We start from the raw sequence: 13,909 nt of genomic DNA, 5'->3' as shown, positions 1-13,909 counted from the left end.
CCGCGCTGCCCTAGGCTGGCCGCGCGGAGGGAGCCGTGCGAGACCAGGGAGTCCCGATGGACAAGGACCAGTACGACCGCCCCGAGGGCGACGACGAGGTCTGGGGCCGCGGTATCGGCCTGCTGATCGGCGCGATCGCGATCGTCGTCATCTTCTGGGTCATCTTCAACACCGACGTGCTCGGCTGAGCCGCGCCGGCCGTCTGTGCGGCGAGCGTCAGACGACGCCGTACAGGCGGTCGCCGGCGTCGCCGAGGCCCGGCACGATGTAGCCGTTCTCGTCGAGGCGCTCGTCCAGGCCCGCCGTCACGAGCGTCACCGGCACGCCGATGTCGGCCAGGTCGCGCTCGACGCGCGCCACGCCCTCGGGCGCCGCCAGCAGGCACACCGCGGTGATGTGGTCGGCGCCGCGCTTCACGAGGAAGTCGATGGCCGCGGCGAGCGTGCCGCCGGTGGCCAGCATCGGGTCGAGCACGTAGCACTGGCGGCCGGCGAGGTCGTCGGGCAGGCGCTCGGCGTAGGTGTCGGCCTCGAGCGTCTCCTCGTTGCGGATCATGCCCAGGAACCCGACCTCGGCGGTCGGCAGCAGACGCTGCATGCCCTCGAGCATGCCCAGGCCGGCGCGCAGGATCGGGACGACGAGCGGACGCGGCGAGGTGAGCCGGACGCCGGTGGCCGTGGCGACGGGCGTCTGCACGTCGACCGGCTCGACGCGCACGTCGCGGGTCGCCTCGTACGCCAGCAGGGTCACGAGCTCCTCGGCGAGCCTGCGGAAGGTGGGGGAGTCGGTCTCGCGGTCGCGCAGCACGGTGAGCTTGTGCGAGATCAACGGGTGGTCGGCGACGTGGACGTGCATGCGTCGAGCCTAGCGGTGACGGGCGCCCGGTCACCCTGGCGGCGCGGTGCGCACTCTGACATCCTCGACGCAGGACCAGGAGAGGGTGTGACATGGCCGACGACGACGTCGACTTCGCAGTAGCCGCGTACCGCGACCAGGGCGTCTGGCAGGTCGCCGAGCTCAAGACCGCCGTCACCCAGGACGTGGGGGAGCTGGTGGAGGCGCTGCGGCGCTTCCCCTCCGACGTCGGCGTGCTCGGCATGGTCGCGGTCGACGAGGAGTTCTTCGTGCTCGTCCGCGTCTCGGGTCCCTACACGCGGTTCATGCTGTCGGACGTCACGGCGGTCGCCGACTACGACCTGGCCGCCGACGTCGCCGACCAGCTCGACCTCCCCGACCCGGCTCCGGACGCCGACGCGGACCCGGCCGGCGACCTGGAGATCGTGAGCGACCTCGGCCTGTCCAGCAGCGCGCTGGACCTGCTCTGCGACCCCGACGCCTATCCCGACGAGATGCTGCTGGAGATCGCCGAGCGGCTCGGGTTCGGCGACGAGCTCAACGCCCTGGTCGGGTGAACGACGCCGAGGCGATGCGCCGGGCGCTCGCGCTCGCCGAGCAGGCGGCGGCCGACGCCGACGTCCCGGTGGGCGCGGTCGTGCTCGACCCGTCCGGCGCGGTGGTCGGCGAGGGCCGCAACCTGCGCGAGGTCGACGGCGACCCGCTGGCCCACGCGGAGGTCGTCGCGCTGCGCGAGGCGGCCCGGACGCTCGGCTCGTGGCGGCTCGACGGCTGCACGCTGGTCGTGACGCTCGAGCCGTGCACGATGTGCGCCGGCGCCCTGGTCCAGGCTCGCGTGGCCCGGCTGGTGTTCGGCACGTTCGACGACAAGGCCGGCGCGGTCGGCTCGCTGTGGGACGTCGTGCGCGACCGCCGGCTGCCGCACCGGCCCGAGGTGGCCTCGGGCGTCCTGGCCGAGGAGTCCGCCGCGCTGCTGCGGACGTTCTTCGCCGCCCACCGCTGACCGTCCCCGCCCTCCCCGCTGCCCTCGCCGGCAGCACGCCGAGCCCGTGCTAGCCCGGGGTCGCCGCGGGGGTCACGAGGACGATGGTGGCAGCGGCACAGCCGGAGCACGTCGCGAGGTACAACGCCACCCGCCAGACGCGGCCCGATCTGCTCGTGGGCAGCAACGGCTTGATCCGGCGCCCGTGCCGCACCAGGGTGTGTGCTTCGCGGAGGCGCAGCGGCACGCGGCTCGATGCGTCCTCGTCGGGCAGCGAGTGTCGACGATCGACCGTCTCGTCGAGCACGACGAGCTCGGGCCCGTCGTCGGTCAGGAAGACGGCTGCATGCGTGGTGCCCGGCTGGAACTGCTGAAGCCGGACCAGCGGCAGCACCTGTCGTGTCACCGTCCGGAACGCCTCGCCCGACGGCCTCACCGCCGTGACGGCGAGATCGCACACCGGATCGCCGTTCAGCTCCGCGATGCGATCGATGCCGTCGACGCGGGCGACGCCGACCCCGTAGCGGCTCCGGGCCACCGCGAGCTCCGGTGTCGTGGGCCGGTGGATCCCGTCCAGCGCATGCCGGGAGGCGAGCAGGAACGAGCAGACGCCGATGGCGATCACGGCCGGACCCGTGGCCCAGCCGGCGGGACTCGTCGACTCGCGCAGCTCCGCCAGCACGCCGCCGAGGAACAGACCGACCGAACCGGCCAGCAGGACTCGAATCACCGGGTGACCGTACTGGGAAGCATCCGGGAAGCCCTCCCACGTCGTGGGGATGGTGCGGGCAGGGAGCGCGCCATGCCGGCACTAGCCCACCGCTCCACGCAGGCCGCACCCGCCCTCGTCACGCGCCTCTGCCAAACGTTTTCTAGGCTCGGACCGTGACCAGCATGAGCAGCCCCTCCCTCGGCGCGACGATCGTCCAGGACTACGTGACCGCCCTGTGCGCCGTCCTCGGCGTCGACCCGGCGGCCGCCCGGGACGCCTACGGCGCCGACCGGTGCGACGACGCGCAGCTCGAGGTCTGGCGCCTGCACCACGAGACGACGGTCGCCGGCTACCGCGCCGCGGACGTCCGCGAGCCCGAGGACCTGGCTGTCGTCTTCGCCGACGAGGACGTGGTGCGCGCCGACGCGAAGCTCATCGCCGAGCGGCTCGACGTCCGGGCCCAGGCGACCGCCTGGGAGAAGCACCCCGAGCACGCCGCGCTCGTGGCCCAGGACGCGCCGTGGCAGGTCGCGTGCGCGGCCGAGGCGCTGCGCCGCGTCGTCGACGCCGCCTAGGTCACACGACCCGTCCCTTGTCCCGGGAACATCTCTGCCTCTATGGTGGTTGAAGTTTCAACAAGACAGTGGGACGAGCTGAGGAGCAGGTCATGGCTGGCATGGAGTTCGGCATCTTCACGGTCGGGGACGTCACCGAGGACCCCACCACGGGCGTCACGCCCACCGAGCACGAGCGCATCAAGGCGACCGTCGCGATCGCTCGCAAGGCCGAGGAGGTCGGCCTGGACGTGTTCGCGACCGGCGAGCACCACAACCCGCCGTTCCACCCGTCCAGCCCCACGACGCTGCTGGCCCACATCGGCGCGCTGACCGAGCGGATCAAGCTCTCGACGTCCACGACGCTGATCACGACCAACGACCCGGTCAAGATCGCCGAGGACTACTCGTACCTGCAGCACCTGGTCGACGGCCGCATGGACCTCATGCTCGGCCGCGGCAACACGGCACCGGTCTACCCGTGGTTCGGCTACGACGGCCGCAAGGCGGTCGAGCTGACGCTCGAGCACTACCACCTGCTGCGCAAGCTGTGGGACGAGGAGGTCGTGAACTGGAGCGGTGAGTTCCGCTCGCCGCTGCAGGGCTTCACGCTCGCGCCGCGCCCGCTCGACGGCGTCGCGCCGTTCGTGTGGCACGGCTCGATCCGGACGCCGGAGGTCGCCGAGCTGGCCGCGTTCTACGGCGACGGCTACTTCGCGAACAACATCTTCTGGCCCAAGGAGCACTACATCCGGCTGATCAACTTCTACCGCCAGCGCTACGCGCACTACGGCCACGGCACGCCCGAGCAGGCCATCGTCGGCCTGGGTGGCCAGTTCTACCTGGCGCGCAACAGCCAGGACGCGGTGAAGGAGTTCCGCCCGTACTTCGACAACGCGCCGGTCTACGGCCACGGCCCGAGCCTGGAGGACTTCACCGAGCAGACGCCGCTGACCGTCGGCAGCCCGCAGCAGTTCGTCGAGAAGACCCTCGCCTTCGCGGACTACTTCGGCGACTACCAGCGTCAGCTGTTCCTGGTCGACCACGCCGGCCTGCCGCTCAAGACCGTCCTGGACCAGCTCGACCTGCTCGGCGAGGTGCTGCCCACGCTGCGCGCCGAGTTCGCCGCCCGCCGTCCGGCGGACGTGCCCGACACCCCCGACCACGCCTCGCGCGTCGCGGCCAAGCTGGCCGCCGACGCGGAGGTCGCCGAGGACACCAGCACCCAGGAGGTGCACGCATGACCAAGGTCGTCGCCCTCACCAGCGGGCTCAGCGAGCCGTCCAGCTCGACCATGCTCGGCGAGCAGGTGCTCGCCGCCGTCCGGGCCCAGGTCCCGGACGCGGAGACCGAGATCTACTCGCTGCGGGCCTACGCCCACGACGTCACCGACGCGATGCTCACCGGCTTCCCGAACGGGAACCTGCGCCCGGTCGTCGACGCCGTGACCGGCGCGGACGCGCTCGTCGTCGTCACGCCGATCTTCAAGGCGTCCTTCCCGGGCCTGTTCAAGTCGTTCGTGGACGGCCTGGAGCCCGACGCGCTGACCGGCAAGCCGGTGCTGCTGGCCGCGACCGGCGGCACGGCGCGGCACTCGCTGGCGATCGACTTCGCACTGCGGCCGCTGTTCGCCTACCTGCAGGCGCTCGTGGTCCCGACCGGCATCTTCGCCAGCCCGCACGACTGGGGCAGCGAGGGCAAGGGCGCGCTGACGACCCGCATCGACCGGGCCGTCGGCGAGCTCGCCAGCATCCTCGGCGGAGGCGGCAGCGGGCGCGGCCCGAGCGGCGACTTCGACCTGTTCAGCGACACGTTCCTGGCGGCGAGCCGTCCGCCGCAGTGACGTGACACGACGAAGGGCCGGGACCTCGGGGTCCCGGCCCTTCGTGCGTCCCGGCGTCAGCGGGTGACGGTCAGCCGCACCGTGCTCGAAGTCGAGGCGGCGTACGTGCCGGTGGTCGCCGGCCGGTACACGGCCTTGATGCTGTGCCGGCCCACCTTGAGCGTGCGCGGCAGCGTGTACGTCGCGCGACCGGCCGACAGCCGGACGGTCCTCAGCTTCCGGCGGCCGTCGTAGACGGTGACGGTGCCGGGGGCCCGGCCGGAGACCGTGATGGTCGCCCGCGCGGGCTTGCTGCCGCGGAGCCTCTGCTTGGCCTTGGACAGCCGGACGGCCGTGGTCGTGGCGTGTGGCGACACGGTCAGCCAGGTGGCAGCCGTGCTGGTGCTGTGGCGCGTCCGGTCGGTGGGGACGAACGTCGCGGTCAGGGTGTGGGTGCCGGCGAGCAGCGTGCGGGGCAGGGTGAGGCGGGCGGTGCCGCCGGCCTGCTTGACGACGCCCAGCGTGCGGGCGCCGTCGCGGAACGTGACCGAGCCGGTCACCCCTGCCGGGACCTTGGCGGTGAGGACGGTCGGCCGGGTCTGGCCGTAGACCTGTCGGCTCGCCGACAGGCCCAGCGTGGTGCTCGTCGGGTCGGCAGCCGTGGTGATCGGGCCGAAGAGCGTCGGGGGCAGGCCGGACTCCAGGTTGAACGCCGCCGCGAAGAACCGGTCGTTCCCCGACGTCTCGCGGAGCCGGCCACCGACGTGGATGCCGCCGTCCCAGACGACGGACGTCGTGGCCAGGGTGATCCGCAGCAGGCCGCCGGTGCGCTGGAAGCCGAGGGTGCTCGCGGGCAGCGGCGTCACGTCGCCCTCCTTCGTGACGTCCGGGACCGCGAACCCGGACAGGCTGGTGACCACGTCGTCGCTCACCTCGGCCCGCAGGTTGATGCCGTGGCCTCCGTCGAGCGTCCTGCGCTGCGCCAGGAGGAGCTCGACGGTGTAGTCGCCGCCGAGGTTCTCGGTGCGCAGACGCACGTCCAGGGTCGAGGGGGTGGCGTCCACCGACAGGCTCGGCACGTCGAGGTCGGTCGTCACGGTGGGGGTGGACAGCGGGTTGGTGTACTCGCGCTGCTGCGCCGAGGCGGGCGCGGCGGCGAGCGTCCCGCCCAGCAGGGCGGCGCCGAGGGCGGCGGCGGCGAGGCGTCGACGAGGGGTCACGGGGGCTCCTTCACGGGAGAGGGCGGCCCGCGGCGCGTGCCGTCGAGGGCAACCTAGCGACGATCTGCCGTCCTCCGGGGTAGAACGGACGATCTTCATCCCGGCCCGGACGCACGACAGCGGCCCCCTCGAGGTCTTGGTGGGGCGAGGGGGCCGCTGCGACGAGGATGCCCGCCGTTCGTCGGCAGGGCCATCCCAGGAAGGTGGGGTCAGCCCTGCTCGCGCATCCCCCACGGGGAGCCGTACGCGGTCAGCAGGTCCAGGAAGGGCTTCGGCTCGAGCGCCTCGGGTCCCAGGACGCCGGCGCCGGTCCACTCGCCCGCCGCGAGCAGCTCCAGCGCCACCACGGGGTTGATCGCGGTCTGCCAGACGACGGCCTGGCTGCCGTACTCGCGCATCGACCACTCGTTGTCGACGACGTGGTACAGGTACACCTCGCGCGGCCGGCCGTCCTTCGTGCCGGTCACCCAGGTGCCGGCGCAGGTCTTGCCGGACATCCGGTCGCCGAGCCTCGCGGGGTCCGGGAGGCAGGCCGCGACGACGTCCCGCGGCGAGACCTGCACGGGACCGTTCGCGCTCGGCACGGTCACCGGCGTGGTCGAGTCCAGTCCCAGCTCGTGCAGGGTCTTGAGCTTGCCGATGAAGTCGTCGCCGAGCCCGTACTTGAAGGTCACCCGGCGGGCGTCGACCCAGCGCGGCACGAGCAGCACCTCCTCGTGCTCGACGTTGACGCACTCGACCGGACCGATGCCCTCGGGGAAGTCGAACACCTCCGGCTCGCTGAACGGCGGCGTCGTGAACCAGCCGCGGTCGCGCTCGTAGACCACCGGCGGGTTGAGGCACTCCTCGATCGTCGTCCAGATGCTGAACGAGGGGGCGAAGTCGTAGCCCTCGACGGTCAGGTTCGCGCCGTCGCGGATCCCGATCTCGTCGATCTCGTCGAACAGGACGTCGGCCGCGTAGCGGGCGAAGACGTCGGCCAGGCCGGGCTCGATGCCCATGCCGACGAGCGCCAGGCGTCCGGACGCCTCCCACTGCCCGGCGAGCTCGAACTGCTCGTCGCCCAGCTTGATCCCGACCTCCTCGTGCGGACGTTCGGGATGCGGGACGGACAGCGACATCGCCATGTCGAGGTAGTGCGTGCCTGCGGCGAGGGCGGCACGGAACAGCGGCATGACGAAGCGGGGGTCGGTCGCGTTCAGCAGCGCGTCGCACCGCTCGCGCTCGAGCGTGGTGCGCACCGCGTCCTCGTCGGTGGCGTCGAGCCGCGCGGCGGTGAACCGGTCGTCGTCGACCGCGGCGACGGCCGCCTCGGCGCGGGCGAGGTCGTAGTCGGCCACGACCATGTGGGCGAAGAACTCGCGCCGGGCGGCGATGCGCGCCACGGCGCTTCCGACGCCGCCGGCGCCCACGAGCAGGACTCGCATGTCAGACCTTTCGTCAGGAGGCGGACGCCTCGGTACCCCGATGGAAGCCCGTGGGAACGAACAACGTCAACGACGTTGGCATAAGACCCAGTGAACTGGGAGGCGCCGTCCGCGCCGTCGTCCTACGGTCGCCAGGCTCCGATCGCGCGGTGCGAGGAGAGGAGAGTCCGATGACACGCACGCCGGTCGTGGACGCAGTGATGTCGCCGGACCAGGTCTGGACGCGGAGCGCCACCGAGTGGCGGCTGGCCGAGGAGATGGGGGTCGGCCGCGGCTGGATCTACGACCATCTGAATCTGCAGCCGCAGCACGAGCGGTGGCACGAGGCGACCACGCACCTGGCCGCCGCGGCGGCCACGACGACCCGCATCGGGGTCGGCACGATGGTGACGACCCCGAACTTCCGCCACCCGGCCCCGAGCGCCAAGGCGGCGCTCACCCTGCACGACGTCTCGGCCGGACGGTTCGTGCTCGGCGTCGGCGCGGGCGGACCGGGGGCTGACTCGGACGCCCTCGGCGGTCCGGTCCTGGAGCGTCGCGACCGCATGAGCCGGTTGGCGGAGTGGACCGAGATGCTGCGGCGTCTGCTCGACGGAGGGACGGTGGACGCCGACGGACGCTTCACGACCGTTCGGTTCACCGTCGTCACGGCGCAGCGCGACCGGACGTCCGCCGCTGGCCGTCGCGGCCACGGGTGCGGGAGGCATGCGCGTGGCCGCCGAGCACGCCGACCTGTGGATCACTCAGGACGTCGCGCAGGACCCGCGCGTGTACGCGGGCACGGCCGAGGCGGAGATCGCGCGGCAGCTGAGCTGCTGGACGAGACGTGCGCGGCGGCCGGCCGCGACCCGTCGTCCCTGCCGCGCCTCGTCGTCCTGGGCTACGGCTCGGAGCGTCCGCTCGAGTCGGAGGAGGCCTTCCGGGACGCGCTGGGCCGCTACGGCGAGCTCGGTGCCGCGACGGTCGCCGTGCTGTGGCCGCGCGGTGAGGGCGCGACGCGTCACCTCGACGTGCTGGCCGCGGTGCTGGGACGATGACCGGCGTCGCCGTCGCGTCATGACGCTGGACGCCGGACGAGGAGGAGCCGTGGCCAAGAACGTCGTGCCGGACGGCGAGCGCCGCCGGCGCCGCCCGACCCGCTCGGGCGTGGTGCTGTCCGAGTCGGTCATCGTCGACACGGCGCTGCGGGTCCTGCGTGGGCACGGGGCGAGCGGGCTGACCGCCCGCCGGCTCGGCGCCGCGCTGGGCGCCGACCCCAGCACGCTGTACCGCTACTTCGCGGGCATGGACGACCTCGTGCGCGCGGTCGGCGACGAGCTCGTGGGCCGCGCGCGCGAGGCCTGGCGACCGGCCGGCGACTGGCACGCCGACCTGCGCGACCTCGGCCTCGCCATCCACGCCTCGTACCTGGAGCACCCGCACGCGGCGGTGCTCACCGCGAGCCGGGTCACCGGGCGTCCGCGCGAGATCGCCGTCGACGAGGCGATCCTCGGCCTGCTGCGCGACGCCGGGTTCCCCGACGCCGGAGCCGTTCGCCTCTACCACGCGTTCATCGACCTGACGCTGGCCTTCGCGGCGCTCGATGCCGGTGCCCTCACACTCGGGGACGACGAGCGCGCGGCCGACGAGGCCATGTGGACGTCCACCTACGCGCGGCTGCCCGCCGACGAGTACCCGCACATCGCCGCGACCGCGCACCTGCTGGCCGCGCGGATGCCGCACAGCGCCTACCCGATGGTGCTGGGCGTGCTGCTGGACTCCGCGGCCGGGCAGCTGGCCCGCTCGAGGTAGCGGCTCCCCCTCACGTCTGGGATCCGTGACCGGCGAGGCGTCCCTAGGGTCGGCACGGACTGGTACCGCGCCAGTCGACCTGGTCCGGAGGGAAACGCACAGTCATGAGGTTCCAACGCCCGTCACGCTCGCTCGCGACAGCCGCCGCGACGCTCGCGCTCCTCGTCGGCGCGCTCGGCGCGCCGGCCCACGCCGAGGAGAGCTCCTCGCCGTCGTCCGACGTCAGCACGTTGGCCGGGGCGCACCCGGCCGCGGGTGACGACGTGCCGCTGCCGCCCCAGCTCAAGGGCTACCAGCTGGCGGATCCGCCCCCGGACGTCCCGAGCTGGGGCGAGGCCGAGTACGACTCCCTCACGTGCCAGTACGGTGACGTGCCGGTGGCCGGCCGGGCCCGCGTCGCTCAGTGGTTCAAGGGCGGCCTGGTCCCGCAGCCGGGTGAGACGTTCTACGTGCAGCTCGAGTACAGCTACATCGGCTCGGCCTGCGCCGGCAGCACGAGCACGACGATCCAGACCGAGCTCATGCTGCCGACGGGGATGGAGGCCGCCTACGACCCGGCGGCGGGCAACCACGTCATCCAGGGCATCGTCCGCCCGAAGCAGGAGGTCAAGTACACGACCAACTTCGCCGGATCGACCGGCCCGCACGGAGGCGTGCTGATCCAGTCGACCAACGCGGCCGGGACGGCGCCGATGCCGTGGACTCTGTCGCGCCACGAAGGCCTCATGCTGTTCGTCCCGGTGACGGCGACGCGTCGGCTCATCGGATCCGGTACTCCTCCGCCCTCGTGCACCTGGCGCCGCCAGGGTGGCGGCGTCTGCCCCGCGGCCGGGGCAGGCGACCACGTCCAGTTCGGCGTGCGCGCCACGCACATGTTCAACGTCAGCGGTGGCTGGTACGCGCCGTACGTCGGCGTGTTCGCGACCGAGACTCCCGGCGTGCCCGGCACGCCGAACCAGCCGGGCAACCCGGGTGGCCCGATCGGCCAGCCCACGAAGCCCATGGCGGGACTGTCGGCCCGGGCGGCGACCGGCTTCGTCGCCGGTCGGTCCGGGGCGGTCGCGGTGACGGTGGACGGACGGGGCGGCTCTGCCGCCGGCACCGTCGTCGTCCGGGATGGCGCGCGCGTCGTCGGCAGCGCGCGGGTCGGGAGCGCGGTGCGTGCCGCCGTCCGGGTGCCCGTCAGGGCGTTGCGGGCCGGCCGTCGCAGCCTGTCGGTGACGTACGGCGGTTCGAACCGGCTGAAGGGCTCCTCGACCGCGGTGCGCGTGGTCGTGGCCAAGGCGCCGGCGGCCGTCGCGGCGAAGGCCAGCCGGCTCACCAAGCGGGGCGGCAAGCTCGCCGTGACGGTCCGGGCCTCCGGCGTGGCCCTCGGCGGCACCGTCGTGGTCAAGGACGGCTCGAAGGTCGTCGGACGCGCGAAGGTCTCCGCGAGCGGACGGGCCACGGTGAGGCTCAAGGCGCTCAAGCGCGGCAAGCGCACGCTGACCGTCGTGTTCGGTGGCAACGCCGACGTCCGGAGCGCGGCCACCAAGGTGAGGGTGCGCGTGCGCTGACTTGCAGGCTCCAGGACGCGCACCCGGCCGTGAGGCCGGGTGCGCGTCGCCGTCTGTCCCGAGCCGACTCGTCCGAGGTGTGGCGACCGACCGTGTCTGCGCCGACCCGCTCGAGGTGAGCGAGCGGCCCAGCCGTCCTACCGTGGCGGGATGCGTGTCGGACTCACTGCCGTCCTGGACGACCTCGACCGCGAGGGCGTCCGCGTCGACGTCCCCGCGAAGGCGGCGGTCGAGGGGTTCACCTGGGACGCCCGCGACCGGGCGACCCGCCGCTGGTGGCCGCAGGGCCTGACGACGTCCGCCCACGGCCGCTGGAGCGGTCGGCCGGTGATGATCGCCAGCTGGTACGCCAAGGGCCTCCTCGGCCTGCTCGGACTGGGGTCCCGCGTCACGGTCATCGACCCCGCCGGGGAGCGGCCGCGCTACCGGCACGTCCGGCTCGTGCACCGGCCCGGGCCGCGGTGGCTCGGCCCGCTGCGCCCGATGCTCACCGTGCGGGTGCACGCCGGGGGCCTGGCCTGGGAGGGCACCCGGCTGTACGTCGCAGCCGGGCCGTTCGGCTTCCGGGTGTTCGACCTGGACGACGTCGAGCGGGTCTCGCGCTGGCGGGGGCGCGGGTACCGCTACGTCCTGCCGCTGCACTCGGCCCACCGCACCCGCCCGAGGCGCGACCGCTCGGAGATGACGTGGTCGTTCCTCACCTTCGACCGCAGCGGCGACACCCCTCGGCTGGTCGCCGGCGAGTACGGCACCAAGGCCGCGGCGCGCCACCGCATGGTGCGCCACGTGGTCGACGACCTGGGCCTGCCGGCGTCCGCCGACCCGGAGTGGTTCGACGAGCAGCCGCATCGCATGCAGGGCACCTGCCAGGCCGGGTCGACATGGTTCGTCACCGCCAGCGCGGGGGAGGGCAAGCCCGGTGCGCTGTGGGTCGGCGAGCCCGGCCGCTGGCGCAAGCACGCGGGCGTCCTGGCCACCGGCGCCGAGGACATCACCTACTGGCCCGAGCGGCACCAGCTGTGGACGCTGACCGAGTGGCCGCACCGCCGGTGGGTCTACGCGGTCGACCCCGACGCCTGGCCCGGGCCCGATTTCGAGGACGCGTCGTCCCTCTAGTAAGGTCTTCCGCGGTGGCGTGTCCGAGCGGCCTAAGGAGCACGCCTCGAAAGCGTGTGTGGGTTAACAGCCCACCGTGGGTTCAAATCCCACCGCCACCGCCAGCAGAGCCCCGGTCCCGTCAGGGACCGGGGCTCTCGTGCGTCTAGGGGACGTCGCCACCGCCTCGTGCGCAGGCTCACGACGGCTGGAATAGCCGAGCATCCCAGGAGGTGGGATGCTGAGCCCCGACGCCGGCACGACCGGCCCCGCGGGTCAGGAGGTGCCGTGCTCGAACAGCTGTGGAAGCGCGGTCCCGGGTTCGCGGACGTCGACTGGTCCGCCACTCCGCTCGGTCCGCCCGAGCAGTGGTCGACCGCGCTGCGGCAGGCCGTCGACCTGGTCGTCAACACCGAGTACGCCGCCACGCTGCTGTGGGGTCCGGAGTTCGTCCTGGTCTACAACGAGGCGTACGTCCCGATCCTCGGCGAGAAGCACCCGTGGGCCCTCGGCCGCCCGTGCGCGGAGGTCTTCCCCGAGGCGTGGCACCTCATCGGCGAGGCCATGCAGGACGTGCTCGACGGCAAGGGGGCGCTGTACTACCAGGACCAGCTCGTCCCGCTCGTGCGCGGCGGCTTCCTGCAGGACGGCTACTTCACCTACTCCTACTCGCCCGTGCACGGCGAGGACGGCACGGTCGAGGGCGTCATTGACATCGTCTCGGAGAAGACCCGCGAGGTCGTCGCGCTGCGCCGCCTGGCCGTCCTGGCCCAGCTGCGCACCCAGCTCGCCGACGTCGAGGCGGTCGACGACCTGGCGGACGTCGTGCTGGGCGTCCTCGCCCAGGCCGACGCCGACCTGCCCGACGTCGAGTACCGTCCGTCGGCGACCCGGTCCACCGGCACCCGGCTGCCCGCCACCCCGCCGCGGTCCCTGCGGGGCACCGACCTGCTCCTGGAGGACACCGGGGCGGGCCACGTCGCCTGGATGCCCGTCCGCTCGGCCGGTGTCGACCCGGGCGACCCGCCGGTGCTCGTCGCCGCCCTGAGCCCCGGCCTGCGTCCCGACCACGACTTCCTCAGCTTCCTGAACCTGGTGAGCACTGCGGTCACCCAGACCCGCAACCGGCTGGAGGCACGCGAGGTCGAGCGTCGCATCGCGCTCAGCGAGCGCAAGCTCTCCGAGGCGCTGCAGCACAGCCTGCTGACGCCTCCGACCCAGGTCGAGGGGTTCCGGGTCGCGGTGCGCTACCGGGCCAGCGCCGAGCAGGCCGAGGTCGGCGGCGACTGGTACGACTCGTTCCTGGCCGGTGACGGCGCCCTCACGGTGACGGTCGGCGACGTGTCCGGCCACGACCGCACCGCCGCAGCCGGCATGGCCCAGGCGCGCAACATGCTGCGGGCGCTCGCGTTCACCATGAAGGAGCCGCCCTCGCGGGTCATGGCGGCGCTCGACGAGGCGCTCGAGGGGCTGGACCTCGGCGTGATGGCGACCGCCCTGCTCGCTCGCGTCGAGCAGGCCGACGACGGCGGCTGGCAGCTGAGCTGGACCAATGCGGGCAGCCTGCCGCCGGTGCTCGTGCACGCCGACGGCCGGGCCGAGCTGCTCGACCCCCCGGCGGACCTCATGCTCGGCGTCGACCCGGAGCTGGTGCGCCACGACCACAGCGTCCCGCTGGAGCCCGGCAGCAGCGTCGTGCTCTACAGCGACGGCCTGATCGAGCGACGCGACCGGTCCCTGACCGAGAGCATCGAGCGGCTGACGCGTACCCTCGACGGGCGCACCGGCCTCGACGCCGACCAGCTGGCCGAGCACCTGCTCACGCACGTCTCGACGAGCACCGACGACGACATCGCGCTGTTGGTGCTGCGCGTGGACGGCTGACGAGGAGGGAC

At 73.2% G+C, this 13,909-nt stretch carries 15 protein-coding genes and 1 tRNA gene; 12 read left to right on the top strand and 4 right to left on the bottom strand.

Annotation, left to right across the window (positions count from 1 at the left end):
* Positions 1-56 precede the first annotated feature (56 nt).
* Positions 57-188 (top strand): hypothetical protein, encoded by a 132-nt coding sequence (locus HGAM_RS20975; RefSeq protein WP_019143876.1) that lies wholly within the window; start codon positions 57-59, stop codon positions 186-188.
* A gap of 28 nt (positions 189-216) precedes the next feature.
* On the opposite strand, the gene upp is transcribed toward HGAM_RS20975, so the two are convergent.
* Positions 217-855, bottom strand: coding sequence for a uracil phosphoribosyltransferase (upp, locus tag HGAM_RS02410; protein ID WP_019143875.1), 639 nt, complete (start codon positions 853-855; stop codon positions 217-219).
* Between the two features lie 92 nt (positions 856-947).
* On the opposite strand from upp, the gene HGAM_RS02405 reads away from it, so the two are divergent.
* Both HGAM_RS02405 and tadA read left to right on the top strand, forming a co-directional pair.
* Entirely contained in the window at positions 948-1,412 is a 465-nt protein-coding gene (locus HGAM_RS02405) for a tRNA adenosine deaminase-associated protein (protein WP_019143874.1), read from the top strand.
* Positions 1,409-1,858: a tRNA adenosine(34) deaminase TadA gene (gene tadA / locus HGAM_RS02400; RefSeq protein ID WP_019143873.1), complete on the top strand. Its 450-nt coding sequence runs from the start codon at positions 1,409-1,411 to the stop codon at positions 1,856-1,858. Before HGAM_RS02405 ends, tadA begins: the two co-directional genes overlap by 4 nt.
* 49 nt (positions 1,859-1,907) lie before the next feature.
* On the opposite strand, the gene HGAM_RS02395 is transcribed toward tadA, so the two are convergent.
* Positions 1,908-2,462 carry a hypothetical protein gene (locus HGAM_RS02395; RefSeq protein ID WP_147543480.1) on the bottom strand — a complete coding sequence of 185 codons (555 nt, stop codon included), beginning with the start codon at positions 2,460-2,462 and terminating at the stop codon, positions 1,908-1,910.
* A gap of 269 nt (positions 2,463-2,731) precedes the next feature.
* On the opposite strand from HGAM_RS02395, the gene HGAM_RS02390 reads away from it, so the two are divergent.
* The 3 genes from HGAM_RS02390 (at position 2,732) to HGAM_RS02380 (ending at position 4,946) form a co-directional block, all read left to right on the top strand.
* Positions 2,732-3,124 (top strand): hypothetical protein, encoded by a 393-nt coding sequence (locus HGAM_RS02390; protein ID WP_020691431.1) that lies wholly within the window; start codon positions 2,732-2,734, stop codon positions 3,122-3,124.
* Between the two features lie 101 nt (positions 3,125-3,225).
* Positions 3,226-4,347, top strand: coding sequence for an LLM class flavin-dependent oxidoreductase (locus HGAM_RS02385; RefSeq protein ID WP_020691432.1), 1,122 nt, complete (start codon positions 3,226-3,228; stop codon positions 4,345-4,347).
* A complete protein-coding gene (locus tag HGAM_RS02380; protein ID WP_019143869.1) occupies positions 4,344-4,946 on the top strand; it encodes a CE1759 family FMN reductase in 603 nt (200 codons plus the stop codon). The genes HGAM_RS02385 and HGAM_RS02380 overlap by 4 nt, the downstream gene beginning before the upstream one ends.
* Before the next feature lie 56 nt (positions 4,947-5,002).
* Here the strand turns inward: HGAM_RS02380 and HGAM_RS02375 are convergent, their stop codons facing one another.
* Positions 5,003-6,145: an Ig-like domain-containing protein gene (locus HGAM_RS02375; RefSeq protein WP_019143868.1), complete on the bottom strand. Its 1,143-nt coding sequence runs from the start codon at positions 6,143-6,145 to the stop codon at positions 5,003-5,005.
* A 209-nt stretch (positions 6,146-6,354) separates the two neighbouring features.
* Positions 6,355-7,572 (bottom strand): saccharopine dehydrogenase family protein, encoded by a 1,218-nt coding sequence (locus HGAM_RS02370; RefSeq protein ID WP_019143867.1) that lies wholly within the window; start codon positions 7,570-7,572, stop codon positions 6,355-6,357.
* Between the two features lie 170 nt (positions 7,573-7,742).
* On the opposite strand from HGAM_RS02370, the gene HGAM_RS02365 reads away from it, so the two are divergent.
* From HGAM_RS02365 to HGAM_RS17310, 6 genes are all read left to right on the top strand, one after another.
* On the top strand, positions 7,743-8,609 hold the full coding sequence (locus tag HGAM_RS02365; RefSeq protein WP_049798119.1) for an LLM class flavin-dependent oxidoreductase: 867 nt from the start codon (positions 7,743-7,745) through the stop codon (positions 8,607-8,609).
* A 49-nt stretch (positions 8,610-8,658) separates the two neighbouring features.
* A complete protein-coding gene (locus HGAM_RS02360) occupies positions 8,659-9,363 on the top strand; it encodes a TetR/AcrR family transcriptional regulator (RefSeq protein WP_038951494.1) in 705 nt (234 codons plus the stop codon).
* Between the two features lie 104 nt (positions 9,364-9,467).
* The gene (locus HGAM_RS02355) at positions 9,468-10,919 is read left to right on the top strand and encodes an Ig-like domain repeat protein (RefSeq protein ID WP_019143865.1); all 1,452 of its coding nucleotides are present in this window, start codon (positions 9,468-9,470) and stop codon (positions 10,917-10,919) included.
* Between the two features lie 150 nt (positions 10,920-11,069).
* Positions 11,070-12,035 carry a hypothetical protein gene (locus HGAM_RS02350; RefSeq protein WP_019143864.1) on the top strand — a complete coding sequence of 322 codons (966 nt, stop codon included), beginning with the start codon at positions 11,070-11,072 and terminating at the stop codon, positions 12,033-12,035.
* Positions 12,036-12,048: 13 nt separating this feature from the next.
* Positions 12,049-12,139, top strand: a tRNA-Ser gene (locus HGAM_RS02345).
* A gap of 163 nt (positions 12,140-12,302) precedes the next feature.
* Entirely contained in the window at positions 12,303-13,898 is a 1,596-nt protein-coding gene (locus HGAM_RS17310; RefSeq protein ID WP_019143863.1) for a SpoIIE family protein phosphatase, read from the top strand.
* Positions 13,899-13,909 lie beyond the last annotated feature (11 nt).

The organism is Aeromicrobium massiliense JC14 (assembly GCF_000312105.1).
In the GTDB taxonomy this organism is placed as follows: domain Bacteria; phylum Actinomycetota; class Actinomycetes; order Propionibacteriales; family Nocardioidaceae; genus Aeromicrobium; species Aeromicrobium massiliense.
The sequence above is the reverse complement of the archived record's forward strand: the minus strand, read 5'-3'. Positions and strand labels throughout refer to the sequence as shown.